Here is a 23,800-nt window from a genome sequence, read left to right on the forward strand (position 1 = left end):
CCGATGCTCAGGTTTCGCGGCGAGTACCTGGAGGACGTGGCCTCCGGGCGCAAAACCTGCACGCTCAGGTTCCGGCGGCCAAAGTTTGGGCCGGGCGACCGGGTGCGCCTGGCCTTCGGGCGGCGGGACAGGCCGACCATCCTCGAGGCCGTGGTCCGGGAGGTTGTGGAGCTCCACATCCCGGAGGAGGTGGAGGTGGCGCGCCTCATCCTGGAGGCTCCCTCGGACGAGGAGGCGGAGCGGATCGTGGAGGCGCTGGCGGCGGACCAGGAGGGCGCTGATCCGCCTCCCTACGCCGAGGTCCTGGACCGGGCGTGCCGGGACTCGGGCACGGACCTCCTGGACCTCCTGGCGGATATGGTCCACGCCAACACGGATACGGTGTGGGCCATCTGGTTTGAGGTGGTGGGCGCTTAGGTTGTAGGGACTTGAGCTTCGTAAGGGTAGCCTAGATCTTTTGGAGCAGGTTTGAGTAGCTATGCCTCATCTCTATATGGAAGCTCTTCCACATCTCCAAGGTATACTGGGGCCATGGAGCTGCCCCGCGCTTTCGGTCTGCTTCTCCACCCCACGAGTCTCCCCGGCCCCTACGGCGTCGGCGTCCTGGGCCAGGAGGCCCGGGACTTCCTCCATTTCCTGCGGGAGGCGGGGGGACGGTACTGGCAGGTCTTGCCCTTAGGCCCCACGGGCTACGGCGACTCCCCCTACCAGTCCTTCAGCGCCTTCGCCGGAAACCCCTACCTCATAGACCTGAGGCCCCTCGCGGAAAGGGGCTACGTGCGCCTGGAGGACCCCGGTTTCCCCCAAGGAAGGGTGGACTACGGCCTCCTCTACACCTGGAAGTGGCCCGCCTTCAAGGAAGCCTTCCGGGGTTTCCGGGAAAAGGCTACCCGGGAGGAGCGGGAGGACTTCGCCCGCTTTCGGGAGGAGGAGGCCTACTGGCTCAAGGACTACGCCCTCTTCATGGCCCTCAAGGCCCGCCATGGGGGGCTCCCCTGGAACCGGTGGCCCCTGCCCCTGCGCCTCCGGGAGGCCAAGGCGCTGGGGGAGGCGGAGGCGGAGCTTGCGGAGGAGGTGGCCTTCCACGCCTGGACCCAGTGGCTCTTCTTCCGCCAGTGGGGGGCCTTGAAGGCCGAGGCCGAGGCCCTGGGGATAGAGATCATCGGGGACATGCCCATCTTCGTGGCCGAGGACTCCGCCGAGGTCTGGGCCCATCCCGAGTGGTTTTACCTGGACGAAGAGGGCCGCCCCACGGTGGTGGCCGGGGTACCCCCGGACTACTTCTCGGAGACGGGCCAGCGCTGGGGGAACCCCCTCTACCGCTGGGACGTCCTGGAGCGGGAGGGCTTTTCCTTCTGGATCCGCCGCTTGGGGAAGGCCCTGGAGCTCTTCCACCTGGTGCGCATAGACCACTTCCGGGGCCTCGAGGCCTACTGGGAGATCCCCGCAAGCTGCCCCACCGCGGTGGAGGGGCGCTGGGTGAAGGCCCCGGGGGAGAAGCTCTTCGCCCGCATCCAGGAGGTGTTTGGGAAGGTGCCCATCCTGGCCGAGGACCTGGGGGTCATCACCCCCGAGGTGGAGGCCTTGCGCGACCGCTTTGAGCTCCCCGGGATGCGGGTGTTGCAGTTTGCCTTTGACGACGGGATGGAAAACCCCTTCCTCCCCCACAACTACCCGGAGCACGGGCGGGTGGTGGTCTACACCGGCACCCACGACAACGACACCACCTTGGGCTGGTACCGCACGGCAACCCCCCACGAGCGGGCCTTCATGGCCCGCTACCTGGCGGAGTGGGGCATTCCCTTCCAAAGGGAGGAGGAGGTTCCCTGGGCCCTGATGCACCTCGGCATGAGGTCTCGGGCGCGGCTTGCCGTCTACCCCGTGCAGGACGTCTTGGCCCTGGGAAGCGAGGCCCGCATGAACTACCCCGGAAGGCCTGCGGGCAACTGGGCCTGGCGGCTATCCCCGGGAGCGCTTGGGGAGGAGCACGGGAGGCGGCTCCTCGCCTTGGCCCAGGCCACGGAACGCGCGTGATGCCAGCCCATGCTGGCGCACGCCAGCATGGGGGCCCTCCAGGAGGCCTTGGGGGCTAGCCCAGGGCCTTCTTCACCAGCTCCACGATCTCGTCTATGGTGTCGGCCACGGGGATGCCCGCCTCGGCGAAGGCCTGGAGCTTGGACTCGGGGGTGCCCACGTTGCCCATGATGATGGCCCCGGCGTGGCCCATGCGCTTGCCCTTGGGGGCGGAGCGGCCCCCGATGAAGCCCACCACGGGCTTTTTCATGTGCGCCTTCACCCAGGCCGCCGCCTCCTCCTCGTCGGAACCGCCGATCTCGCCGATCAGGACCACGGCCTCGGTCTCGGGGTCCTCGTTGAAGAGGGGGAGGAGGTCCTTGAAGGTGGTGCCGATCACGGGGTCACCCCCGATCCCCACGGTGGTGGTGGTGCCGAGCCCCGCCTGGGAAAGGGCCGCCGCCGCCTCGTAGGTGAGGGTGCCGGAGCGGCTGATGAGCCCCACCCTGCCCCGCTGGAACACCTGGCCCGGCATGATGCCGATCTTGGCCTCCCCGGCGCTGATGATGCCGGGGCAGTTCCCGCCGATGAGGCGGCTTCCCAGGGCCCGGATCTCCTCCACCGCCTTCACCATGTCCAGGGTGGGGATGCCCTCGGTGATCAGGACGATGAGGGGGATGCCCGCGTGGGCCGCTTCCAGGGCGGCGTCCGCCGCGGCGGGGGCGGGCACGAAGATGATGGAGGCGTCGATCCGGTGGCGGGCCACCGCCTCCTTCACCGTGTCGTACACGGGGACGCCCAGGACCTCGGTGCCGCCTTTGCCCGGGGTCACCCCGGCCACGATCTGGGTGCCGTAGGCGAGCATCTGCTCCGTGTGGAACTGCCCCTCCCGGCCGGTGATGCCCTGGACCAGGACGCGGGTTTCGCGGTTCACCAGGATCACGCCGCACCTCCCACCATGGCCACGATGGCCTTGGCCGCTTCCATGGACGTGGGGTACATGTAGATGGGCTTGCCCTCCAGAAGCTTCTTGGCCTCCTCCTCCGCGGTCCCCGCCACCCGTATGACCACGGGCTTGGTGAGAAGCCCCTCCTCCAGGGCGCGGATCACCCCTTTGGCCACCTCGTCGGCCCGGGTGATGCCCCCGAAGATGTTGATGAAGACCCCCTTCACGTCCGGGTCCTTGAGGACCACCTTCAGGGCGTTGTAGACCACCTCGGCCTTGGCCCCGCCCCCGATGTCCAGGAAGTTGGCGGGCTTACCCCCCACCCGGTTCACCAGGTCCAGGGTGTACATGACGAGGCCCGCCCCGTTGCCGATGATGCCGATGTTCCCGGAGAGCTTCACGTAGGCGAAGCCGTAGTTGCTGGCCTCTACCTCCAGGGGGTGCTCGGCCTCCACCTCCCTAAGCTCGGCCAAGTCGGGGTGGCGGAAGAGGGCGTTGTCGTCCAGGACGATCTTGGCGTCGGCGGCCACCACCTGGCCGTCTTTGGTCACCACCAGGGGGTTGATCTCGGCGATGGAGGCGTCCACCCCCTCGTAGGCCCGGTAAAGGGCCACCAGGACCTGGGCGAGCTTGTTCAGGTTGCCCTCCAGCCCCGCCCGCTTCACCATCTCCCGGGCCTCGAAGGCGCGGAAGCCCTTGTGGGGGTCGATCCAGAACTTGTGGATGGCCTCAGGGTTCCTGGCGGCCACCTCCTCGATGTCCACGCCCCCCTCCTTGGAGAGCATCAGGACCACCCGCTTCTTGGCGCGGTCCAGGATGAGGCCCGCGTAGTACTCCTTGGCGATGTCCACCGCCTCGGCCACCAGGACCTTCTTCACCGTGAGGCCCTTGATGTTCATGCCCAGGATGGCCTGGGCCTTCTCGTAGGCTTCGGCCGGGGTGTCCGCTAGCTTCACGCCCCCGGCCTTTCCTCTCCCCCCCACGTGAACCTGGGCCTTGATGACCACCCGTTTGCCGAACTCCTCGGCGATCCGCTTGGCCTCGTCCGGGGTGTAGGCCACCTTGCCGGGGGGCACCGGCACCCCGTAGCGGGCCAGGATCTCTTTGGCTTGATACTCGTGTAGGTTCAAGTTCCACCTCCTTGGCCGGCCAAGGCCAGGGGCATTATACCCCTAGGCTTCCGCGGCCGGGCGGGCGAAGAAGAGGCGGCCCACCTGGGTCTGGATGGCCTGGGTGATGACCACCTCCACCTCCTGGCCGCGGTAGCGGATCCCCCCGTCCACCACCACCATGGACCCGTCCTCCAGGTAGCCCACCCCCTGGTGGGGTTCCCTCCCCTCCTTCATGATGAGGAGCTTCAGGGTGTCCCCCACCTGGAGCTGGGGCCTCAGGGCCTGGGCCAGGGCCTGCACGGAAAGGGCCTTCACCCCGTAGATGCGGGCCATCTGCAAGAGGGCGAGGTCGTTGGTGACCAGGGCGGCCCCCAGCTCCCGGGCCAGGAAGAGGAGCTTTTCGTCCACGCTCTCCCCCTTGGGGGTTTCCTCCAGCACCTCCAGGGGTAAGCGCTCCTTGAGTTGCTCCAGGGTTTCCAGGCCCCGCCGCCCCTTGGCCCGCTTAAGGGGGTCCTGGCTGTCGGCGAAGTGCTGGAGTTCCTTCAGCACGAAGTGGGGCACGAAGAGGGGGCCTTCCAGGAAACCCGTGGCCGCCACCTCCACCAGGCGGCCGTCCACCAAGACGCTGGTGTCCAGCACCTTGCCCCCCTGGAGGGGGCGCCCCCTTTGGGGCGGGCGCAGGTAGTCCTTGTAGCCCAGGGCCAGGTAGGCGAAGAGGCCCACCAGGAAGAAGGCCAGGAGGAGGCTATGGTAGGGGCTGAAGCCCGGCACCTGGGAGAGGAGGGTGGTGAGGAGCACGGTGAAGAGGAGGCCCAGGGTGGCCCCCAGGGTGAGGGCCACGGGCACCTCCGGGGGCAGTTCCCTTAGGCGTTGGAGGCGGCGCTCCAAGAGGGCCTCCAGCCTGGGGGCCAGGAGCACCCCCGAGAGGAACCCCGCCGCCACCAGGTAGAGGCGGTTCAAGGAGAGGAGCCCCGCGGCGCGAGGGAGAAGGCCCAAAGCCTCCAGCCCCACCGCCAGCTGGAAGCCCAAGAAGCCAAAGAGGAGGTAAAGGGGAAGGCGCAGGTTCATCCCAGGTACTGCTCCACCGCCTGGCCTAGGGTGCGGGTGTTCCCCGGGTGGAGGAAGCGGGCGAACCCCGCCCGCTCCCCCTCCCTAAGCCTCCTTTCCAGCCCCACCACGCTCCGCACCTCCCCCAGAAGCCCCACCTCCCCCACCAGGGCCAGGTCTTGGGGCAAGGGCCGTCCCACCACCGCAGAATACACCGCCAGGGCCACGGCCAGGTCCAGCCCCGGGTCTTGGACCTTGAGCCCTCCCGCCAGGTTCACGTAGACGTCCAGGTTGCCCAAGGGGAGGCCAAGCCGCCTCTCCAGGACCGCGAGGACCATGTCCACCCGCCTGCCCTCCAGCCCCTGGACCACCCGCCTGGGGGCGGGGAAGGGGGTCTTGGCGGCCAGGGCCTGGACCTCGAGGGCCAAGGCCCTTTCCCCCGCCAAGGCCAAGGCGATGGCGCTTCCCGGCACCCCCAGGGGCCTTTCCAGGAGGAAGGCCTCCGAGGGGTTTGGCACCTCCAAAAGCCCCTCCTCCTCCATGCGGAAGACCCCGAGCTCGCCCACGGGGCCGAAGCGGTTCTTGGCGCTCCGGAGCACCCGGTACACCCCGGCGCTCTCCAGGTACAAGGTGGCGTCCACCGCATGCTCCACGCTCTTGGGCCCCGCCACCACCCCTTCCTTGGTCACGTGCCCCACCAGGACCACCGCCGTGCCCGTGCCCTTGGCGAAGCGCACCAGGGCGGAGGTGGCCTCCCGCACCGCCACCAGGCTTCCGGGACTCCCCCCGGCCTCTAGGGACTGGACGGAGTCCACAAAAAGCGCCTCGGGCGGGGAGGCCTCCAGGAGGGCGAGGAGGGGCTCGAGGCGGGTCTCCCGGAGGAGGAGGAGGTCCTTCACCCCAAGCCGCCGGGCCCGGAGCTTGATCTGGGCGGGGGACTCCTCCCCCGCCACGTAGTAGACCCGCTGGGGCATGCGCCGGGCCATCTCCAGGAGGAGGGTGCTCTTGCCCACCCCAGGCTCGCCTCCTAAGAGCACCACCTCCCCCGGCACGAACCCCCCGCCCAGGACCCGGTCCACCTCAGGAAGCCCCGAGGAGAAGCGGCGCTCCTCCTCCTCGTCCACCTGGGAAAGGGGGAGGAGGGAGGCGGGGGGTGAAGGGGACCTGGCGGGGGAGGTCCGCTCCGGGGCCACCTCCTGGAAGCTCCCCCAGGCCCCGCAGGAAGGGCACCGCCCCAGGGGCTTGGGGGTACGGTAGCCGCACTCCACGCAGGCGTAGCTGGCCTTGGCCATGGGCCGCAAGACCCCCTAGGGGCTAGCCCCTCGCCTAGACCAGAAGCTCCTCGCCCTCCACCTCGTGGAAGGCCAGGTGGCCCTCCTCCACGTTCACGTAGAGGTGGCCGGTGGGCTTCTTCAGGAGGGCCAGGGAGAGGGGGTCTTCGATCCGCTCCCGGATCACCCCGCGGATGGCCCGGGCGCTCCCCGTCTTGGGGGCCTGGTCCACCACATAGCGGGCCACCTCGGGGGCGAAGCGCACCATGATGTCCCTCCCCCGAAGCTCCTTCTGGATCTCCTCCAGCATGAGCCGGGCCACCTGCACCAGCTCCTCCTCCGTGAGGGGGCGGAAGCGGATGACCTCGTCCAGCCGGTCCAGGAACTCCGGGGTGAAGAGGGCCTTCAGGGGGGACTCGGTGTCCACCTCCCTCGAGGTGAAGCCGATGGCTGGGCCCACGTTGTACCCGGTGTTGGAGGTCATGATGAGGATGACCCGGCGGAAGTCCACGGTGCGGCCCATGCCGTCCGTGAGGCGCCCCTCGTCCAGCACCTGCAGGAAGGTGTTGTAGACGTCGGGGTGGGCCTTCTCAATCTCGTCCAGGAGGACCACGCTGAAGGGCTGGCGGCGCACGGCCTCCGTGAGGCGCCCCCCCTGCTCGTAACCCACGTACCCGGGGGGGGCCCCGATCAGCTTGGAGATGGAGTGGGGTTCCTGGAACTCCGACATATCGAAGCGGATGAGGGCCCGCTCGGAGCCGAAGAGGACCTCGGCCAGGGCCTTGGCCAGCTGGGTCTTGCCCACGCCGCTTTGGCCCACGAAGAGGAAGCTGGCCGCCACCCGGGTCCTGCCCCCGAGGCCCACCCGGGCCCGGCGGAGGGCGCTGGCCAGGGCGCGGATGGCCTCCTCCTGGCCCACCACCCGCTTCCTCAGCTCCTCCTCCAGGTGCATGAGCTTCTCGTCGTCCTTGTCGTCCGTGTAGATCCCGCCCCAGGAGTCCACCACCGCCTCAATGTCCTCCCGGGTCACGATGGGGGTGCCGTCCTCCTCCTCGGCCACGGGGAGGCCCAAGGAGGCGTTCAGGCGCACCCTCGAGGCCGCCTCGTCGATGAGGTCGATGGCCTTGTCGGGGAAGTTGCGCCCAGGAAGGGAGCGGATGCCGATCTTCACGGAGAGCTCCAGGATCTCGTCGGGGATGATGACCCCGTGGTGGGCCTCGTAGCGGGGCCGGAGGCCCTTCAGGATCTCCAGGGTCTCCTCCGGGGAGGGTTCGAGGACGATCACGGGCTGGAAGCGCCTTTCCAGGGCGGCGTCCTTCTCGATGTAGCGGTGGTACTCCCCGGTGGTGGTGGCCCCGATCACCTGGATCTCCCCCCGGGCCAGGGCGGGCTTCAGGATGTTGGCGGCATCCAGGGTGCCCTCGGCCCCCCCCGCCCCGATCAGGGTGTGGAGCTCGTCGATGAAGGCGATGACCTTGGCGTTCTTAAGCTCCTCTATGATCTGGCGCAGGCGCTCCTCAAACTCCCCCCGGTACTTGGTGCCCGCCACCACCCCGGCCAGGTCTATGGCCACCACCCGGGCCCCCCGCAGGATGGGGGGCACCCGGCCCTCCACGATGGCCTGGGCCAGGCCCTCCACGATGGCGGTCTTTCCCACGCCCGGGTCCCCGATGAGCACGGGGTTGTTCTTGGTGCGCCGGGCCAGGATCTGGATGACCCGGTTGATCTCCTCCTGGCGGCCGATGACGGGGTCCAGCTTGCCCTCCCGGGCCTCCTTGGTGAGGTCGCGGCCGTACTCGTCCAGGAAGGGGGTGTTCACGGGCTTCTCCCGCCCCCGCCCCTCGGCCATGGAGAGCACCCGCCAGCGGATGGCGTCCACGTCCTTGGCGAAGTGGGAGAGGATGCGGTAGGCGATCCCGTCCCCCTCGCGGATGATGCCCAGGAGGATGTGCTCGGTGCCGATCACCGGGGCCCCCATGTTGCGGGCCTCGGCGCTGGCCAGCTCCATGACCCTCCGGGCCCTGGGGGTGATGGCCGGGGGCTCCCCGGTGCGGCTCCCCTCGCCCCGGCCCACCAGCTCCTCCACCATGCGGCGCATGGCCTCGAGGCTCGCCCCGTACTCCTGGAGGATGGCGGCCGCGGTGCCCCCCTCGCGCATCAGGCCCAGGAGGAGGTGCTCTGGGCCGATCATGGAGTGGCCTAAACGGCTCCCCTCCTCCCTTGCGTAATGGAAGACCAGCCTGGCGCGATCGTCGTACCTGTTCATGCTCCCCTCTACCTCACATTGTAGCCTAAGCGCTTCCCCGGTGGGGGTTTGCGCCTGGGCTCACCTTGGCCTTCCCTGGCGGGGTTAGGCCCTGTCCGGTAATATGCCCTTTGACCGGGGGCCTAGCTCCCCTTGGGGAGGAACGATGCCAGCGAGCACCCTTGACGAACTGGTGGCGCTTTGTAAGCGGCGTGGGTTTATCTTCCAGGGCTCGGAGATCTACGGGGGCCTGCAGGGCACCTACGACTACGGGCCCTTGGGCGTGGAGCTCAAGAACAACCTGAAGCAGGCCTGGTGGCGAAGGAATGTCTACGAGCGGGACGATATGGAGGGCCTGGACGCCAGCGTCCTCACCCACCGCCTGGTCCTCCACTACTCCGGGCACGAGGCCACCTTCGCCGACCCCATGGTGGACAACCGCCTCACCAAGAAGCGCTACCGCCTGGACCACCTCCTGAAGGAGCAGCCCGAAGGGGTCCTGGCCCGGCTCTACCGGGCCATGGAGGTGGAGGAGGGGAACCTCCACGCCCTGGTCCAGGCCATGATGCAGGCTCCCGAGCGGGCGGGCGGGGCCATGACCGCGGCCCAGGTGGTGGACCCGGCCACGGGGGAGCCCGGGGACTGGACCCCGCCCCGGTACTTCAACATGATGTTCAAGACCTACGTGGGCCCGGTGGAGGAGGAGGCCGCCCTGGCCTACCTGCGCCCGGAGACGGCCCAGGGCATCTTCGTCAACTTCAAGAACGTCCTGGACAGCACCAGCCGCAAGCTCCCCTTCGGCATCGCCCAGATCGGCAAGGCCTTCCGCAACGAGATCACCCCCAGGAACTTCATCTTCCGGGTGCGGGAGTTTGAGCAGATGGAGATCGAGTACTTCGTCCGGCCCGGGGAGGACGAGTACTGGCACCGCTACTGGGTGGAGGAGCGCCTCAAGTGGTGGCAGGAGATGGGCCTAAGCCGGGAGAACCTGGTCCCCTACCAGCAGCCCCCCGAGGAGCTCGCCCACTACGCCAAGGCCACCGTGGACATCCTCTACCGCTTTCCCCACGGCCTGGAGGAGCTGGAGGGCATCGCCAACCGCACGGACTTTGACCTGGGGAGCCACACCAAGGACCAGGAGGAGCTGGGGATCACCGCCCGGGTCCTCAGGAACGAGCACTCCACGGCCCGCCTCGCCTACCGCGACCCCGAGACGGGCAGGTGGTTCGTGCCCTACGTGATCGAGCCCTCCGCCGGGGTGGACCGGGGGGTTCTGGCCCTCCTCGCCGAGGCCTTCACCCGGGAGGAGCTTCCCCATGGAGAAGAGCGCATCGTCCTCAGGCTCAAGCCCCAGCTCGCCCCCATCAAGGCCGCGGTCATCCCCTTGGCCAAGAACCGGCCGGAGATCACCGGCTACGCCAAGGCCCTGAAGGCGCGGCTCCAGGCCCTGGGCCTCGGGCGCATCCTCTACGAGGACACCGGCAACATCGGCAAGGCCTACCGCCGCCACGACGAGGTGGGCACCCCCTTCGCCATCACCGTGGACTACGACACCATCGGCCAGAGTAAGGACGGCACCACCCGGCTCAAGGACACGGTCACGGTGCGGGACCGGGACACCATGGAGCAGATAAGGCTCCACGTGGACGAGCTGGAGGGCTTCCTTCGGGAGAAGCTTAGGTGGTAAGCTGTAGACATCTTCGCGGGGCGCTTTGGGCAGGAACAAGCAGCTTCGCAAGCGGCTGAAGGGTTTGGAGTACCAAATCCTTCAGCATCACCGGAAGGTCAGGGAGGAGCTGGAGAAGGCTAGCCCCGACTGGGGGTTGATCGGAAAGTGGGAGAGGGAGATCCGGGCATGGGAAGGGGAACGAAGGCGGCTACTCCGCAGGTTGAGAAGGTAGTGGGCCTACCTGACCCCATCTGGCAGGAGCTCTTTGAGGAGGTAGACCACCTCAAGGCGGTGTACCAAAGGCTGAAGGAGGCTCCTCCGGAAGAGCGAAGCGCCTTGGAGGAGGAGGTCCTCCATAGCCTCACCCACCTCTGGGCCCACACCCGGGTCATGTGGGAAGAGTTGGAGCTTACGGAGGACGCATGAGGGTGGCCGTGGTGGGGGCCACGGGGGCCGTGGGGCGGGAGATCCTCAAGGTCCTCGAGGCCCGGAACTTCCCCCTAGGCGACCTGAGGCTCTACGCCTCCCCCCGCTCCGCCGGGGTGCGCCTCTCCTTTAAGGGCGAGGAGATCCCCGTGGAGCCCCTGCCCGAGGGGCCCTTGCCCGCCGATCTGGTCCTGGCGAGCGCCGGGGGGGCGCTTTCCAAGGCCCTGGCCCCGGTGTGGGCGGAAGGCGGGGCCCTGGTGGTGGACAACTCCAGCGCCTGGCGCTACGAGCCCTGGGTGCCCCTGGTGGTGCCCGAGGTGAACCGGGAGAAGATCTTCCAGCACCGGGGCATCATCGCCAACCCCAACTGCACCACCGCCATCCTGGCCATGGCCCTTTGGCCCCTGCACCGGGCCTTCCAGGCCAAGCGGGTCATCGTGGCCACCTACCAGGCGGCTTCAGGAGCCGGGGCCAAGGCCATGGAAGAGCTCCTCCACGAGACCCACCGCTTCCTCCACGGGGAAGCCCCGAGGGCGGAGGCCTTCGCCCACCCCCTGCCCTTCAACGTCATCCCCCACATAGACGCCTTCCAGGAGAACGGGTACACCCGCGAGGAGATGAAGGTGGTCTGGGAGACCCACAAGATCTTCGGGGACGACACCCTGAAGATCAGCGCCACCGCGGTGCGGGTCCCCACCTTAAGGGCCCACGCCGAGGCGGTGAGCGTGGAGTTCGCGCGCCCCGTGACCCCCGAGGCGGCCAGGGAGGTCTTGAGGGAGGCTCCCGGGGTGGAGGTGGTGGACGAGCCCGGGACCAGGCGCTACCCCATGCCCCTCACCGCCAGCGGCAAGTGGGACGTGGAGGTGGGGAGGATCCGGAAGAGCCTCGCCTTTGAGAACGGCCTGGACTTCTTCGTGGTGGGGGACCAGCTTTTGAAGGGGGCGGCCCTGAACGCGGTGCAGATCGCCGAGGAGTGGCTTAAGGGCGCCTGAGCCAAAGCCAGTACTCCCGGTTCCCCTCCTTGCCCGGGAGGGGGCTTTCCGCTTCCCCCAGGACCTCGAGGCCCAGCTCCTCGGCCCGCCTTCGCACCCGGGCCAGGGCCTCCCGCCGCTTGGCCTCCTCCCGCACCACCCCCTTGTGGGCCTTTGGCCCCAGCTCAAACTGGGGCTTCACCAGGACCAGGGCTTCCCCAAAAGGCCTCAGGAGCTCCTTTACCTTGGGGAGGAGGAGGGTGGAGGAGATGAAGGAAACGTCCATCACCACCAGGTCCATGGGCTCTGGCAGAAGAAGCGTGCGGGCGTCTTTTTCCTCCAGGGGCACCACCCGGGGGTCGGCCCGGAGCCTGGGGTGGAGCTGGCCTCTGCCCACGTCCACCGCGTAGACCCGCTTCGCTCCCCGCTCCAAAAGGACCTGGGTGAACCCCCCGGTGCCCGCCCCGAGGTCGGCGCACACCTTCCCCTCCACCGCCACGGGGAAGGCGGAAAGGGCCCCCAGGAGCTTGTAGGCCCCCCGGCCCACGTAGCGCTCCTCGGCCAGGAGTTCCACCCGGGCCCCCTCGGGCACGGGGAAGGCGGGCTTTTGCACGGTCTTCCCCTCCACCCGAACCTTGCCCTCCAGGATGAGCCGCCTCGCCTTCTCCCGGCTCTCCACCAGGCCCCGCGCCACCAGGTACCGGTCCAGGCGCACGAGGGTATTATGCTCCCGTGGAGCCGGACCTCTCGGGGGACTGGTACGTGCTGGAGGGGGAGCCGGGGGAGCACCTGGTGCTGGAGGCCCTGGGGGAAAGGCTTTCCGGCATCTGGACCGAAAGGGCCCTGGCCGAGGCCTTTCTCGCCCGGCACCCGGAGCTCGGGATGCGGGTGAGCCCTCTGGGGAGCCGGGCCCTCAAGGAGGCCTTCCTGCGGGCCCTTGGCATGCTCCAGGTGGAGGCGGTCTTGGTGGACTATCGGCCCGGGATGCACCGGGCCCGGATGATGCGGGTGGAAGACCTTTTGCAGGAGGTGCAGCGTGCGTAGGTGGGCGGTGTTTTTCTTGGCGGTGGCTGGCTTGGCCTTGGCGCAGCGGGTGGAGGTGAGCGCGGGGAGCCCCTTTGGGGTGCAGGCGGGGCTCCGGTTTCCCTTGGTGCCCCTTGTGGCGGAGGGGCGGGTGTACGGGGGGGTGGGCCTCGAGGCCCTGGGGGGCGGGGCCGATCTCCTCCTCAAGCTCCCCCTCACCGACCTCTACCTGGGCCTCGGGGCCTTCTACGGCACGGGGCCGGGCCTCACCCTGCCCCGGGAAGGGCGGGGCCAGGGGGGCGTGCGGGCGGTCTTGGGCACCTGGCTCAACCTGCCCCTGCCCCTCTTGGGGGTCTACCTCGAGGCCCAGCCTGTCTACTACCTGACCCCGGTCCGATCCTTCGGCGTGGGCCTGGCTTTGGGCGTGAGCGTGGGGCTTTAAAGCGACCCCAGGCTGGCCTTGGCCGGCCTGGGGGTCCCAGTAAAAAGCCCTGGCGAGGAGGCTCGGCGGCCGGACGAGGGAACGGGGTCAGACTCTATACCCCTCTTTTAGGGGCACGATGCGGTTCATCACCAGGGCCCCGGGCCTCGAGTCCACGGGGTCCTGCCAGAAGTAGCCCAGGCGCTCCAGCTGGTAGCGGGTGCCCTCGGGGTCCTGGGCCACGCTCGGCTCAATGAAGCCCCGCTTCACCAAAAGGGCCTCGGGGTTGAGGTTTTTGAGGAAGTCCCCCCCCTCCTCCGGATCCTTGGTGCGGAAGAGCCTGCCGTAGAGCCTAAACTCCACGGGGAGGGCGTGGCGGGCGGAGACCCAGTGGATCACCCCCTTGGGTCTGACCCCGTCCTCGGGGTTCGCCCCCAGGGTGCCGGGGATCACCCGGGCCTTGAGGAGCTTCACCTCGCCCCCCTCCGCCACCACGTCCTCCAGCTCGATGACGTAGGCGTGCCTTAGGCGCACCCTCTGCCCCGGGGCGAGGCGCTTCCAGCCCTTGGGGGGGTCTAGGGTAAAGTCCGTGCGCTCAATGTAAAGTTCCGGGGAGAAGGGGAGGGGCCTTTTGCCCTCCTTGGGGACGTCCCGGGGCCAGTAGGGGGCCTCGAGCCACTCCTCCCCCTGGTAGTTGGTGAGGACCACCTTCAGGGGGTCCACCACCCCGAGGACCCTGGGGGCGATGGGGTTCAGGTCGTCCCGCACCACCTCCTCAAAGAGGTCCATTTCAATCTGGGCCTCGTTTCGGGAAATGCCCGTGCGGCGCACGAACTCCACGATGGCCTCGGGCCTTACCCCCCTTCGCCTGAGGGCCCTCAAGGTGGGGAGCCTGGGGTCGTCCCAGCCGGACACGTACCCCCCTTCCACCAGCTTGATGAGCTTGCGCTTGGAGAGGACGGTGTAGGTGAGGGCCAGCCGGGCAAACTCGTACTGGTGGGGCCTTGGGGAGAGGGGCAGGCCGCACTTCCCCTTGAGGTTCTCAATGACCCAGTCGTAGACGGCCCGGTTGTTCTCAAACTCCAGGGTGCAGAGGGAGTGGGAGACGCCCTCTATGAAGTCCTCCAGGGGGTGGGCGTAGTCGTAGAGGGGGTAGATGACCCACTTTTCCCCGGCGTGGTAGTGGGGGGCGTGGACGATGCGGTAGAGCACCGGGTCCCGCATCTTGAAGTTGGGGTGGGCGGGGTCAATCTTGGCCCTTAAGACCCTGCTTCCCGTGGGGAACTCCCCCCGGCGCATCCTCTCAAAGAGCTCCAGGTTCTCCTCCGCGCTCCTCTCCCGGTAGGGGCTTGGCTTCCCCTGGGCGCGGAGTTCGCTCATCTCCTCCTCGGGGAGGTCGTCCACGTAGGCCTTGCCCTCCCGGATGAGGACCAGGGCGCACTGGTACATGGTCTCGAAGTAGTCCGAGGCGTAGAGGACCCGGCTTGGCGTGAAGCCCAGCCAGCGCACGTCCTCCTCAATGGCCCGGGCGTACTCCTCCTTCTCCGTCTCGGGGTTGGTGTCGTCGTAACGCAGGTTGCATTCGCCCCCGAAGTCCTGGGCCAGGCCGAAGTTCAAGACGATGCTCCGGGCGTGGCCGATGTGCAGGTAGCCGTTGGGCTCCGGGGGGAAACGGGTGAGGAGCCTCGGGTACCTCCCTTCCTTGAGGTCCCGCTCCACGATCTCGGTGATGAAGCACTCGGGGACGAGGCCCATAAGGTGAGTCTAATACCGCCCCGGGTGGGGCGCGCCTTTTTGGGGCCCCCGCCGGGGCGAAGGCCTCGGCGGGGTGCTTAGAACCGGGGCTTGCGCTTCTCGAAGAAGGCCCGGATGCCCTCCTCCAGGTCCCCCGTCTCCCGCACCCAGGCGTTGGCGAGGGCGGCGAGGCGGAAGCCATCTTCCAGGCCCATCCCCGGTAAGGCGAGGAGGAGCTCCTTGGTGAGGCGGAGGGAGGTGGGGGCGTTCCCCGCCACCTCCTCCGCCAGGGCCACCGCCTCCTCCAGGGCCTTTCCCGGGGGGGCGATGCGGTTCACAAGCCCCAGGGCCCTGGCCTCCTCCGCCCCCACGAGCCTTCCCGTGAGGAGGAGGTCCTTGGCCACCTTCTCCCCCACGGCCCGGGAGAGGATCACGGCCACCAGGGCGGCCACGAAGCCGATTTTCACCTCGGTGTACCCGAGCCTCGCCTCCTGGTCCATCACCACCAGGTCGCAGGCCAGGGCAAGCCCTGCTCCCCCCGCCACCGCCGGCCCGTTCACCGCCGCCACCGTGGGCTTGGGAAAGGTGTAGAGGCGGTGGAAGAGGCGCATGAGGGAGAGGGAGTGGCGGTAGTTCTCCTCGGCCCCCATCCCCGTCACCTTCTCCAGGAAGGCCAGGTCCGCCCCGGCGCTGAAGGCGGGGCCCCTTCCGGAGAGCACCAGGGCCCTGGCCTCCGGGTCCTCCTCCGCCTCCACCAAGGCGGCCACGAGGCCTTCCACCATCCCGGGGGAAAGGGGGTTGCGGCGCTCGGGGTCGTTCAGGAAGACCTTGTAGACGCGGCCACGCTCCACCTGGACCATGCCCCCATTGTAGGCGGCGGGGCCTTCCTGCTACACTCCCCTTAGCCCGCAAGCCTTTCTCCGGGAAGACCGCGGGCTGGGAGGTGATGTAGATAAAGGAGTATCTGACCAACGAACGCATCCGTGCGCGGCAGGTGCGGGTCATCGGACCCGATGGGCAGCAGCTCGGCATCATGGACACCCGGGAGGCCTTGCGCCTGGCCCAGGAGCAGGACCTGGACCTGGTCCTGGTGGGGCCCACGGCCGACCCGCCCGTGGCCCGCATCATGGACTACTCCAAGTGGCGCTACGAGCAGCAGGTGGCGGAGAAGGAGGCCCGGAAGAAGGCCAAGCGCACCGAGGTGAAGTCCATCAAGTTCCGGGTGAAGATAGACGAGCACGACTATCAGACCAAGCTGAACCATATCAAGCGCTTCCTGGAGGAGGGCCACAAGGTCAAGGTCACCATCATGTTCCGGGGGCGGGAGATGAGCCACCCGGAGCTGGGGGAGAGGCTCTTGGAGCGGGTCTCGGAGGACCTTAGGGGCCTTGCGGTGGTGGAGATGAAGCCCGAGCTTCTGGGGCGGGACATGAACATGCTCCTGGCCCCCGCCAAGGTTTCCGCCTAGACCTCCTGGCCCCCCTCTGGTATAGTGGGAAGGCTTTGGGGAGCATGCAAGACCCCGCCAGGGGCGCTTCCCAGGGCGGAGGAGCGCTATGCCGAAGATGAAGACCCATAAGGGCGCCAAGAAGCGGGTCAAGGTGACCGCTTCGGGCAAGGTGGTGGCCATGAAGACCGGTAAGCGGCACCTGAACTGGCACAAGGCGGGGAAGGAGATCCGCCAGAAGGGGCGGAAGTTTACCCTGGCCAAGCCGGAGGCGGAGCGGATCAAGCTCCTCCTGCCTTACGCCTGAGGAGGTAGGGAATGCCCCGCGCCAAGACCGGTGTCGTCCGCCGCAGGAAGCACAAGAAGATCCTGAAGCTGGCCAAGGGCTACTGGGGCCTGCGCTCCAAGAGCTTCCGCAAGGCCCGGGAAACCCTCTTTGCCGCCGGGAACTACGCCTATGCCCACCGCAAGCGGAGGAAGCGGGACTTCCGGAAGCTCTGGATCGTGCGCATCAACGCCGCCTGCCGCCAGCACGGCATGAACTACTCCAGCTTCATCCACGGCCTGAAGCAGGCGGGGGTGGAGCTGGACCGCAAGGTCCTGGCCGACCTGGCGGTGCGGGAGCCCGAGGCCTTCGCTAAGCTCGTGGAGAAGGCCAAGGCCGCCAGGGCCTGAAGCGTGTCCCCTTGGGCCTGCCCTCGCTTCCCCGGGTTCCGGCGGAGGGGGCGGGCCCTTTCCTTACCCCATGGCCCCTGAGCTTTACGTGACCCTGGTGGCGGCCTTGCCGGTGGTGGAGCTCCGCGGGGCCATCCCCTTGGGGGTGGCCTTGGGGATGCCCCTGAGCAAGGCCTTGGCCTACAGCCTCCTGGGCAACCTCCTGGTGGCGCCCCTGGCCCTTTGGCTCCTGCCCTGGGCGGTGGGGGTCGCCACCCGGGTGCCCGCCCTCGCCCGGGCGTGGGAGGCCCTCGAGGCCCGCGTGCGCCTGAGGGGGGAGGAGCAGGTGCAGCGCCTGGGGGCCTTAGGCCTCTTCCTCTTCGTGGCCGTGCCCTTGCCCGGCACCGGGGCCTGGAGCGGGGCGGTTCTGGCCGTGGTCCTGGGCCTGAGGCGGCGGTATGCCCTCGCCGCCATCTCCTTCGGGGTCTTGGCGGCGGGCCTCCTCGTCCTCCTCCTCACGGGGGGGGCGGTGGCCGGGCTAAACTACCTGCGATGACGGCCCTTCTTCTCCCCCTGGCTTACCTTCTGGGCGCCTTGCCCCTGGGGTACGGGCTGGCGCGCAGGCGGGGGGTGGACCTGCGCACGGCAAGCCCCTACACCCTGGGCCTGGAAAACGCCCTAAGGCGCCTGGGCCTTTGGCTCACCCTCCTCGCCTTCCTCCTGGACTTCCTCAAGGGCTACCTGCCCCTCCTCCTGGGGCGGGCCATGGGCCTGGATCTCGCGGGGCTTTTGGCCTTGGGGGTGGCCGCCTACCTGGGCCATCTCTACCCCATCTTCCTGCGGGACCCCTGGCCCCTCAGGGCCAAGGGGGCAGGGCTCCTTTTGGGGGTGCTCTCCGGCCTTCCCTTGCCCCCCGCCCTGGGCCTGGTGCCCGTGGCCTTGGCCCTTGCGGTCTATGCCCTCACGGGCTACGCCTCCTTGGCCTCCCTCTCCCTTCCCCTGGGGCTTTTCGGGGTCCTCCTCCTCGGGGGGTATGGCCCGGCGGAGGGGCTCTTGGGCCTGGGGCTCTTCCTCCTCGCCCTCTGGCGCTACAAGGAGAACCTGGGAAGGGTCCTGGAGGGCACCGAGCCCAAGCTGGGAAGCCCCTTGCCCCTGCCCTCGGAGAAGCAGGTGGTCTGCGCCTTCCTCATCCACCCGATTACCCTGGAGGATTTCTGGCAGAGCCCCCGTTTCCGCTGGCTCAGGCCCCTGGTGCGCTTGGGCCTCCTGAGGCAGGCCTGGATGGAGCGCTTGGCGGAGCGCTTCCGCCCCATGAAGGTGGGGGAGGTCCGGGGGGTGAGGACCGCGGACGGGCGGGAGGTCCTCTGCCACCTCATCTCCGCCCCCCTCCTGCCCCACCAGATCCGGGAAAAGCCCGACCTGGCGGTCAAGCGGGCCATCCAGGGGGCGCGGCTCGCTAAGGAGCTCGGGGCCACGGTGGTGGGCCTGGGGGCCTTCTGGAGCGTGGTGGGGGAGAAGGGCAAGCTGGTGCAGGAGGCCGTGCCCGGCATCCAGGTGACGAACGGGGGGGCCTACACCGCGGGCACCGTCAGGGCGGCCATCCCCCAGATCCTCGCCCACTTCGCCCAAGGGGGGAAGGACCTGAAGGCCGTCACGGCGGCGGTGGTGGGGGCGAATGGGGTGGTGGCCTTCGGCATCGCCCGGCAGATCGCCCCCCTGGTGGGGAAGCTCATCCTGGTGGGGCGGGACCCGGAGAGGCTCAAGCGGGCGGCGGAAAGCCTCCGGAAAAACCTGGAGCGCAAGGGGGAGACTCCTGAGCTGGTGGTGACCACGGAGATCGCCGCCATCAGGGAGGCGGACCTGGTCTTCACCGCCACCAGCGACCCCAACCCCGTGATCCACCCCGAGCACGTGAAGCCCGGGGCCTGGATCTACGACGAGGGGGTCCCCCCCGACGTCCACCCCGCAGTGCGGGGGGTGCCGGGGGTGCGGGTCATCCCCGGGGGGGTGGTGCGGCTTCCGGGGGAAGCCCGGGCCACCTTGGACCTCCACTTCGGCGCCCCGGACCAGGTGCCCGCCTGCCTCGCCGAGACCATGATCCTGGCCGCGGAGGAGGCCTTTGACCGCAAGAGCCTGGGCGGGGAGGTCAAGGCGGAGAACATCCAGTTCTTCGTGGAGCGGGCGGAGGCCTTGGGCTTTAGGGTGGTGGAGTAGTGTGGCTTCTCCTTTCCCCCACGGCCCTCGAGGCCCCCTTCCTCCGGGGTGAGCCCTTCTCCTTCCTGGGGCGAAGGGGCCTAAGGGGGGAAGGGTTCGTGTACCTGGAGACGGGGGTGGGCAAGGTGAACGCCGCCCTCACCCTCGCCGCCTGGGCGGGGAAAAACCCGGTGGAAAAAGCCCTCCTCTTCGGCCTCGCCGGGGCCTACCCGGGCTCGGGGCTTTCCCCGGGGGAGGGGGTGCTGGTGGGGGAGGAGGTGGAGGCGGACTTGGGCCTGCGGGCGGGCCTGAAGCCCCTGGGCTTTCCCGCCCTGGAGCTTGGGGAGGTGCGCTACTTCAACCGCTTCCCCTTGGACCCTGTCCTCACCGGGGAGCTCGCCCGCGGGCTTGGCCTCCAGGTGGCCGTGGGCCTCACCCGGGACCTGGTCTCCGAGACCCCGGAGGAGGCCCTGGCCCTGGCCGGGAAGTGGGGGGCCTCCTTGGAGAACATGGAGGGGGCGGCCTTCGCCCGGGCCTGTCTGGCCCTGGGGATCAGGGGGGCGGAGCTGAGGGCCATCTCCAACCCCGCCGGGGTGCGGGACAGGGGGGCCTGGCGGGTGAAGGAAGCCCTCTCCGCCCTGGAGGGGGCGGTGGGGCGGCTCTTGGCCCTCTTTTAGGCTCCCTTGTAGAGCTCCTCCGCCACGTCCCAGTTGAGGACGTTCCAGATGGCCTGGAGGTAGTCCGCCCGGCGGTTCTGGTACTTGAGGTAGTAGGCGTGCTCCCAGACGTCGATGCCCACGATGGGGGTGAAGCCCTCCATCACGGGGTTGTCCTGGTTGGGGGTGGAGAGGACGTGGAGCTTGCCAAAGGGGTCCTTGACGAGCCAGGCCCAGCCCGAGCCAAAGCGGCCCATGGCCGCCTGGGTGAGCTTCTCCTTGAGGGCTTGGAAGCCGCCAAAGGCTTCGTCTATGGCCTTCTTGAGTTCCCCCACGGGCTCCTTGGCCCCCCCCGGGGTGAGGAGCCTCCAGAAGAGGCTGTGGTTCAGGTGCCCCCCGCCGTTGTTGCGCACGGCGGTCTGGATGTCGGCGGGGAGGGCGGCCAGGTGCCTCAGGAGGACCTCCGCCTCCACCCCCTGCAGGTAGGGGTATTTCTCCAGGGCGGCGTTGAGGTTCGCCACGTAGGCCCCGTGGTGCTTCTGGTGGTGAATCTCCATGGTCTTGGCGTCGATGTGGGGCTCGAGGGCCTCGTAGGGGTAACCGAGTTCCGGCAGCTTAAACGGGTACGGCATACTGCACCTCCCAAACCCAACTATAAAGGGCCCACCCCGCCTGGGGGTGGGCTTTCTCACAAAGGCCCCTAGCCCTCGTGGGGCTTGGCCAGCCTCAGGGGCACCACGATGCGGTCAAACTCCTCCTCGCTGAGGTAGCCGAGCTCGAGGGCCGCCTGCTTCAGGGTCTTCTTCTCCTTGATGGCCTTCTTGACGATCTCCGCCGCCTTGTCGTAGCCGATGGCCTTGTTGAGGGCGGTGGCCAGCATGGGGTTTTTCTGGAGATGCTCCTCAATGCGCTCCAGGTTGGGCTCTATGCCCTTGGCCAGGTGCTCGTTGAAGGACTCCATGGCCTCGGCCAGGAGCTTGATGGACTCCAGGGCGGCGTCGGCCATCACCGGTTTAAAGACGTTGAGCTGGAAGTTCCCCTGGCTTCCCGCGAAGGCCACCGCGTGGTCGTTGCCGTAGACCCGGACCACCACCATGGTGAGGGCCTCCACCTGGGTGGGGTTCACCTTGCCCGGCATGATGGAGGACCCGGGCTCGTTGGCGGGGATGAAGATTTCCCCGATCCCCCCGTAGGGCCCGGAGGCCAGCCAGCGGACGTCGTTCCCCACCTTCATGAGGGCCCCGGCCAGGGTGCGCAAGGCCCCCATGAGGAAGACCAGCTCGTCGTGGGCGGCCAGGGCGGCGAAGCGGTTTTCCGCCACCCGGAAGGGGAGGCCCGTTTCCTCCGAGAGGTACCGCGCCACCAGCTCCCCGAAGCGGGGATGGGCGTTCAGGCCCGTCCCCACGGCGGTGCCCCCGATGGCCAGGTGGTGGAGGCCCATTTCCGCCTCCTTCACCATGGCCAGGGTGTTTTTGAGCTGGGCGGCCCAGCTCCCCACCTCCTGGCCCAGGGTAATGGGCACGGCGTCCATGAGGTGGGTGCGGCCCACCTTGACGATGGCGTCAAAGGCCCGGGCCTTTTCCTCCAGGGTCTGGATGAGGGCCTCCGCCGCCGGGTAGAGCCTTTGGTTTAGGGCCAGGGCCACGGCCACGTACATGGCGGTGGGGAAGGTGTCGTTGGAGCTTTGGCCCCGGTTCACGTGGTCGTTGGGGTGGACGTACTTGGAGCCCAGGGGCTTCCCCAGGAGTTCCGAGGCCCGGTTGGCGATGACCTCGTTCACGTTCATGTTGGTCTGGGTACCGCTTCCCGTCTGGAAGACCACCAGGGGGAAGTGGTCGTCCCACTTGCCCTGGACCACCTCCTCCGCCGCCTGGATGATGGCCTGGGCGATCTCCTCGGGGAGCTCCCCCAGTTCCCGGTTGGCTCTGGCCGCCGCCTTCTTCAGGAGGCCGTAGGCCCGGATGACCTCGAGGGGCATGCGGAAGCGCCAGGCCCCGATCCTGAAGTGTTCTAAGGAGCGCTGGGTCTGGGCCCCCCAGTAGCGGTCCGCCGGCACCCTCACCTCGCCCATGGTGTCCCGTTCGGTCCGGTATTCCATAAGCCACCTCCGGTACCGATTCTATTCCTGGTAGGGGTCGTGGAGCCTCACGGGCTTGCCCCTGAGCCCGGCCCGGAGGTTCAGCCACTCCACGAAGACGGCGAAGCCCATGGCGAAGTACACGTAGCCCTTGGGGATGTGCACCCCGGTGCCCTCGGCCACCAGGGTGAAGCCGATGAGGAGGAGGAAGGAGAGGGCCAGCATCTTCACCGTGGGGTGCCGGTTCACGAAGGCGTAGATGGACCTCGAGGCCAGGAGCATGATGGCCACGGAGGTGAGGATGGCCGCCACCATCACCGGCACGTGGGAGGTGAGGCCCACGGCAGTGATCACGGAGTCTATGGAGAAGACGACGTCCAAAAGGAGGACCTGCCCGATCACGGAGGCGAAGGAGGGGGCCACCCGCTTCACCGCGTGGCCCGGCTCCCCTTCCAGCTTCTCGTGGATTTCCTTCACCGACTTGTAGATGAGAAAAAGCCCCCCGGCGATGAGCACCAGGTCCTTGCCCGTGACCTCGTGGCCCAGGAGGGCGAAGAGGGGCTTCTTCAGGGCCATGATCCAGGCGATGGAGAGGAGGAAGAGGATGCGAGTAACGGCGGCCAGGGAGATGCCCACCACCCGGGCCCGGTCCTGCGTTTCCTTGGGGAGCTTGGAGGCCAGGATGCTGATGAAGATCACGTTGTCCACGCCCAGCACCACCTCCAGCACGGTGAGGGTGAGAAAGGCGATCCAGACCTCGGGATGGGTGAGCCACTCCATGGGGAAGAGTCTACACGGCCCTTAGACTTAAGGGCATGGTGGACGTGCTCGTGGTGGGGGCGGGGCCGGTGGGGCTCGCCGCGGCCCTGGAGGCCAAGCGCCTGGGCCTTTCCCACCTGGTGCTGGAGCGGGGGACCGTGGCGGAGACCATCCGGCGCTTTCCCCGGCAGATGGTCTTCTTCTCCGAGGCCAAGAACCTGGAGATCGGGGGCCACCCCCTGGTGTCCCAGGGGCCCAAGCCCACCCGCCTCGAGGCCCTCCTCTACTACCAGCGGGTGGCGGAGCGGGAAGGGCTCTGCCTGGAAGCCTACACCGAGGTCCTGGGCCTGAAGGGGGAGGAGGGGGCCTTCCGGGTGCGGGCTCGAGGCCGCCGGGGAGAGCGGGCGTACCTGGCCCGGTACGTGGTGGTGGCCACGGGCTACTTCGGCAACCCCAATCGCCTGGGCGTCCCCGGGGAAGACCTCCCCCACGTCCTCCACCGCTACGAGGAGGCCGCCCCCTTCTTCGGGCAGAGGGTGGCGGTGGTGGGGGGGTCCAACTCCGCGGTGGAGGCCGCCTTGGACCTCTACCGGGGCGGGGCTAAGGTGACCCTCGTCCACCGGGGAAAGTGGGTCCGCCCCAGCGTGAAGTACTGGCTCCTTCCCGACCTGGAAAACCGGGTGATGGAGGGGAGCATCCGGGCGGTGATGGAGGCGGAGGTGGAGGCCATCGGCGAGGAGGGGCTTTTCCTGAGGCGGCCCGAGGGAAGGGTGTTTCTGGAAGCCGACTTCGTGCTGGTGCTCATCGGCTACCGGGCCGAGGACCGCCTCTTGCGGGAGGCGGGGGTGGCGTACCGGGAGGAGAAGCCCGTGCTCTCCCCGGAGTTCGAGACCTCCTTGCGGGGCCTCTTCGCCATCGGCTCCTGCGCCTTCGGGCCCGAAACCCGCTCGGTGTTCATAGAGAACGGGCGGGAGCACGCCAAGACTGCCCTCTCCGCCATCGCCCGGCGCCTGGCTCTTGACACCCTCCGCGGGGAGGGCTAGGATGAGGCCCAAGATGCGCGCTGGCCTCTCCCTATCCCTAGGCCTGGTCCTAATCGTAGGACCAGCGGGGGGTAGGGTGTAGCGCATTGGCGC

At 68.5% G+C, this 23,800-nt stretch carries 25 protein-coding genes; 14 read left to right on the forward strand and 11 right to left on the reverse strand.

Annotation, left to right across the window (positions count from 1 at the left end; genetic code table 11):
• Positions 1 to 3 precede the first annotated feature (3 nt).
• Positions 4 to 417, forward strand: coding sequence for an ASCH domain-containing protein (locus tag ACYQ0J_RS03890; protein WP_353300764.1), 414 nt, complete (start codon positions 4 to 6; stop codon positions 415 to 417).
• Between the two features lie 114 nt (positions 418 to 531).
• Complete coding sequence (gene malQ / locus ACYQ0J_RS03895; RefSeq protein WP_460170865.1) at positions 532 to 2,034, forward strand: 4-alpha-glucanotransferase; 1,503 nt, start codon at positions 532 to 534, stop codon at positions 2,032 to 2,034.
• A 55-nt stretch (positions 2,035 to 2,089) separates the two neighbouring features.
• On the opposite strand, the gene sucD is transcribed toward malQ, so the two are convergent.
• The 5 genes from sucD to ACYQ0J_RS03920 are packed head-to-tail and all read right to left on the reverse strand — an operon-like array spanning position 2,090 to position 8,655.
• On the reverse strand, positions 2,090 to 2,956 hold the full coding sequence (sucD, locus tag ACYQ0J_RS03900) for a succinate--CoA ligase subunit alpha (RefSeq protein WP_460170866.1): 867 nt from the start codon (positions 2,954 to 2,956) through the stop codon (positions 2,090 to 2,092).
• Positions 2,953 to 4,089, reverse strand: a complete 1,137-nt coding sequence (gene sucC / locus ACYQ0J_RS03905) for an ADP-forming succinate--CoA ligase subunit beta (protein WP_460170867.1) — start codon at positions 4,087 to 4,089, stop codon at positions 2,953 to 2,955. The genes sucD and sucC overlap by 4 nt, the downstream gene beginning before the upstream one ends.
• Positions 4,090 to 4,131: 42 nt before the next feature.
• On the reverse strand, positions 4,132 to 5,139 hold the full coding sequence (locus ACYQ0J_RS03910; RefSeq protein ID WP_460170868.1) for a PIN domain-containing protein: 1,008 nt from the start codon (positions 5,137 to 5,139) through the stop codon (positions 4,132 to 4,134).
• Complete coding sequence (gene radA / locus ACYQ0J_RS03915; protein ID WP_460170869.1) at positions 5,136 to 6,410, reverse strand: DNA repair protein RadA; 1,275 nt, start codon at positions 6,408 to 6,410, stop codon at positions 5,136 to 5,138. Before radA ends, ACYQ0J_RS03910 begins: the two co-directional genes overlap by 4 nt.
• Before the next feature lie 34 nt (positions 6,411 to 6,444).
• A complete protein-coding gene (locus ACYQ0J_RS03920; RefSeq protein WP_460170870.1) occupies positions 6,445 to 8,655 on the reverse strand; it encodes an ATP-dependent Clp protease ATP-binding subunit in 2,211 nt (736 codons plus the stop codon).
• A gap of 145 nt (positions 8,656 to 8,800) precedes the next feature.
• On the opposite strand from ACYQ0J_RS03920, the gene ACYQ0J_RS03925 reads away from it, so the two are divergent.
• The 3 genes from ACYQ0J_RS03925 (at position 8,801) to ACYQ0J_RS03935 (ending at position 11,721) form a co-directional block, all read left to right on the forward strand.
• On the forward strand, positions 8,801 to 10,321 hold the full coding sequence (locus ACYQ0J_RS03925; protein ID WP_460170871.1) for a glycine--tRNA ligase: 1,521 nt from the start codon (positions 8,801 to 8,803) through the stop codon (positions 10,319 to 10,321).
• A gap of 213 nt (positions 10,322 to 10,534) precedes the next feature.
• The gene (locus ACYQ0J_RS03930) at positions 10,535 to 10,729 is read left to right on the forward strand and encodes a hypothetical protein (RefSeq protein WP_460170872.1); all 195 of its coding nucleotides are present in this window, start codon (positions 10,535 to 10,537) and stop codon (positions 10,727 to 10,729) included.
• Positions 10,726 to 11,721, forward strand: coding sequence for an aspartate-semialdehyde dehydrogenase (locus ACYQ0J_RS03935; RefSeq protein WP_460170873.1), 996 nt, complete (start codon positions 10,726 to 10,728; stop codon positions 11,719 to 11,721). Before ACYQ0J_RS03930 ends, ACYQ0J_RS03935 begins: the two co-directional genes overlap by 4 nt.
• On the opposite strand, the gene ACYQ0J_RS03940 is transcribed toward ACYQ0J_RS03935, so the two are convergent.
• Positions 11,708 to 12,415, reverse strand: coding sequence for a TlyA family RNA methyltransferase (locus tag ACYQ0J_RS03940; protein WP_460170874.1), 708 nt, complete (start codon positions 12,413 to 12,415; stop codon positions 11,708 to 11,710). The genes ACYQ0J_RS03935 and ACYQ0J_RS03940 overlap by 14 nt on opposite strands.
• Before the next feature lie 17 nt (positions 12,416 to 12,432).
• On the opposite strand from ACYQ0J_RS03940, the gene ACYQ0J_RS03945 reads away from it, so the two are divergent.
• Positions 12,433 to 12,744: a DUF3234 domain-containing protein gene (locus ACYQ0J_RS03945; protein WP_460170875.1), complete on the forward strand. Its 312-nt coding sequence runs from the start codon at positions 12,433 to 12,435 to the stop codon at positions 12,742 to 12,744.
• Entirely contained in the window at positions 12,737 to 13,165 is a 429-nt protein-coding gene (locus ACYQ0J_RS03950) for a hypothetical protein (protein ID WP_460170876.1), read from the forward strand. Before ACYQ0J_RS03945 ends, ACYQ0J_RS03950 begins: the two co-directional genes overlap by 8 nt.
• An 87-nt stretch (positions 13,166 to 13,252) precedes the next feature.
• On the opposite strand, the gene ACYQ0J_RS03955 is transcribed toward ACYQ0J_RS03950, so the two are convergent.
• Together ACYQ0J_RS03955 and ACYQ0J_RS03960 are read right to left on the reverse strand one after the other, a co-directional pair.
• A complete protein-coding gene (locus ACYQ0J_RS03955) occupies positions 13,253 to 14,899 on the reverse strand; it encodes a glutamine--tRNA ligase/YqeY domain fusion protein (protein ID WP_460170877.1) in 1,647 nt (548 codons plus the stop codon).
• 77 nt (positions 14,900 to 14,976) lie between these two features.
• Positions 14,977 to 15,738, reverse strand: coding sequence for an enoyl-CoA hydratase/isomerase family protein (locus ACYQ0J_RS03960; protein ID WP_460170878.1), 762 nt, complete (start codon positions 15,736 to 15,738; stop codon positions 14,977 to 14,979).
• Positions 15,739 to 15,830: 92 nt separating this feature from the next.
• Here ACYQ0J_RS03960 and infC point away from each other — a divergent pair, with 92 nt between their 5' ends.
• From infC to mqnB, 6 genes are all read left to right on the forward strand, one after another.
• Positions 15,831 to 16,346, forward strand: a complete 516-nt coding sequence (gene infC / locus ACYQ0J_RS03965) for a translation initiation factor IF-3 (protein WP_460170941.1) — start codon at positions 15,831 to 15,833, stop codon at positions 16,344 to 16,346.
• A gap of 88 nt (positions 16,347 to 16,434) precedes the next feature.
• Positions 16,435 to 16,632: a 50S ribosomal protein L35 gene (gene rpmI, locus ACYQ0J_RS03970; RefSeq protein ID WP_460170879.1), complete on the forward strand. Its 198-nt coding sequence runs from the start codon at positions 16,435 to 16,437 to the stop codon at positions 16,630 to 16,632.
• A gap of 11 nt (positions 16,633 to 16,643) precedes the next feature.
• Complete coding sequence (gene rplT / locus ACYQ0J_RS03975) at positions 16,644 to 17,000, forward strand: 50S ribosomal protein L20 (protein WP_460170880.1); 357 nt, start codon at positions 16,644 to 16,646, stop codon at positions 16,998 to 17,000.
• Positions 17,001 to 17,070: 70 nt separating this feature from the next.
• On the forward strand, positions 17,071 to 17,535 hold the full coding sequence (locus tag ACYQ0J_RS03980) for a COG2426 family protein (RefSeq protein WP_460170881.1): 465 nt from the start codon (positions 17,071 to 17,073) through the stop codon (positions 17,533 to 17,535).
• A complete protein-coding gene (locus tag ACYQ0J_RS03985; protein WP_460170882.1) occupies positions 17,532 to 19,193 on the forward strand; it encodes a glycerol-3-phosphate acyltransferase in 1,662 nt (553 codons plus the stop codon). The genes ACYQ0J_RS03980 and ACYQ0J_RS03985 overlap by 4 nt, the downstream gene beginning before the upstream one ends.
• A complete protein-coding gene (mqnB, locus tag ACYQ0J_RS03990) occupies positions 19,193 to 19,849 on the forward strand; it encodes a futalosine hydrolase (RefSeq protein ID WP_460170883.1) in 657 nt (218 codons plus the stop codon). The genes ACYQ0J_RS03985 and mqnB overlap by 1 nt, the downstream gene beginning before the upstream one ends.
• Here the strand turns inward: mqnB and ACYQ0J_RS03995 are convergent.
• The 3 genes from ACYQ0J_RS03995 to ACYQ0J_RS04005 form a co-directional block, all read right to left on the reverse strand.
• Positions 19,846 to 20,460 (reverse strand): superoxide dismutase, encoded by a 615-nt coding sequence (locus ACYQ0J_RS03995; protein WP_460170884.1) that lies wholly within the window; start codon positions 20,458 to 20,460, stop codon positions 19,846 to 19,848. The two genes, mqnB and ACYQ0J_RS03995, sit on opposite strands and share 4 nt — an antisense overlap.
• Before the next feature lie 68 nt (positions 20,461 to 20,528).
• Positions 20,529 to 21,926 carry a class II fumarate hydratase gene (gene fumC / locus ACYQ0J_RS04000; protein WP_460170885.1) on the reverse strand — a complete coding sequence of 466 codons (1,398 nt, stop codon included), beginning with the start codon at positions 21,924 to 21,926 and terminating at the stop codon, positions 20,529 to 20,531.
• Positions 21,927 to 21,947: 21 nt separating this feature from the next.
• Entirely contained in the window at positions 21,948 to 22,685 is a 738-nt protein-coding gene (locus ACYQ0J_RS04005) for a TerC family protein (protein WP_460170886.1), read from the reverse strand.
• Positions 22,686 to 22,720: 35 nt separating this feature from the next.
• On the opposite strand from ACYQ0J_RS04005, the gene ACYQ0J_RS04010 reads away from it, so the two are divergent.
• The gene (locus tag ACYQ0J_RS04010) at positions 22,721 to 23,707 is read left to right on the forward strand and encodes a YpdA family putative bacillithiol disulfide reductase (protein ID WP_460170887.1); all 987 of its coding nucleotides are present in this window, start codon (positions 22,721 to 22,723) and stop codon (positions 23,705 to 23,707) included.
• The last annotated feature ends 93 nt before the right edge of the window (positions 23,708 to 23,800 follow it).

The sequence above is a fragment of the Thermus sp. FJN-A genome (assembly GCF_054655095.1).

Excerpts from the sequence above, each read along its gene's own strand:
- ACYQ0J_RS03980 (WP_460170881.1), top strand. The coding sequence starts at position 17,071 with ATGGCCCCTGAGCTTTACGTGACCCTGGTGGCGGCCTTGCCGGTGGTG.
- ACYQ0J_RS03920 (WP_460170870.1), bottom strand. The coding sequence starts at position 8,655 with ATGAACAGGTACGACGATCGCGCCAGGCTGGTCTTCCATTACGCAAGG.
- radA (WP_460170869.1), bottom strand. The coding sequence starts at position 6,410 with ATGGCCAAGGCCAGCTACGCCTGCGTGGAGTGCGGCTACCGTACCCCC.
- ACYQ0J_RS03925 (WP_460170871.1), top strand. The coding sequence starts at position 8,801 with ATGCCAGCGAGCACCCTTGACGAACTGGTGGCGCTTTGTAAGCGGCGT.
- ACYQ0J_RS03995 (WP_460170884.1), bottom strand. The coding sequence starts at position 20,460 with ATGCCGTACCCGTTTAAGCTGCCGGAACTCGGTTACCCCTACGAGGCC.
- ACYQ0J_RS03910 (WP_460170868.1), bottom strand. The coding sequence starts at position 5,139 with ATGAACCTGCGCCTTCCCCTTTACCTCCTCTTTGGCTTCTTGGGCTTC.
- rplT (WP_460170880.1), top strand. The coding sequence starts at position 16,644 with ATGCCCCGCGCCAAGACCGGTGTCGTCCGCCGCAGGAAGCACAAGAAG.
- ACYQ0J_RS03890 (WP_353300764.1), top strand. The coding sequence starts at position 4 with ATGCTCAGGTTTCGCGGCGAGTACCTGGAGGACGTGGCCTCCGGGCGC.
- ACYQ0J_RS04005 (WP_460170886.1), bottom strand. The coding sequence starts at position 22,685 with ATGGAGTGGCTCACCCATCCCGAGGTCTGGATCGCCTTTCTCACCCTC.
- fumC (WP_460170885.1), bottom strand. The coding sequence starts at position 21,926 with ATGGAATACCGGACCGAACGGGACACCATGGGCGAGGTGAGGGTGCCG.
- ACYQ0J_RS03960 (WP_460170878.1), bottom strand. The coding sequence starts at position 15,738 with ATGGTCCAGGTGGAGCGTGGCCGCGTCTACAAGGTCTTCCTGAACGAC.
- ACYQ0J_RS03955 (WP_460170877.1), bottom strand. The coding sequence starts at position 14,899 with ATGGGCCTCGTCCCCGAGTGCTTCATCACCGAGATCGTGGAGCGGGAC.
- ACYQ0J_RS03985 (WP_460170882.1), top strand. The coding sequence starts at position 17,532 with ATGACGGCCCTTCTTCTCCCCCTGGCTTACCTTCTGGGCGCCTTGCCC.
- ACYQ0J_RS03935 (WP_460170873.1), top strand. The coding sequence starts at position 10,726 with ATGAGGGTGGCCGTGGTGGGGGCCACGGGGGCCGTGGGGCGGGAGATC.
- rpmI (WP_460170879.1), top strand. The coding sequence starts at position 16,435 with ATGCCGAAGATGAAGACCCATAAGGGCGCCAAGAAGCGGGTCAAGGTG.
- ACYQ0J_RS04010 (WP_460170887.1), top strand. The coding sequence starts at position 22,721 with ATGGTGGACGTGCTCGTGGTGGGGGCGGGGCCGGTGGGGCTCGCCGCG.
- malQ (WP_460170865.1), top strand. The coding sequence starts at position 532 with ATGGAGCTGCCCCGCGCTTTCGGTCTGCTTCTCCACCCCACGAGTCTC.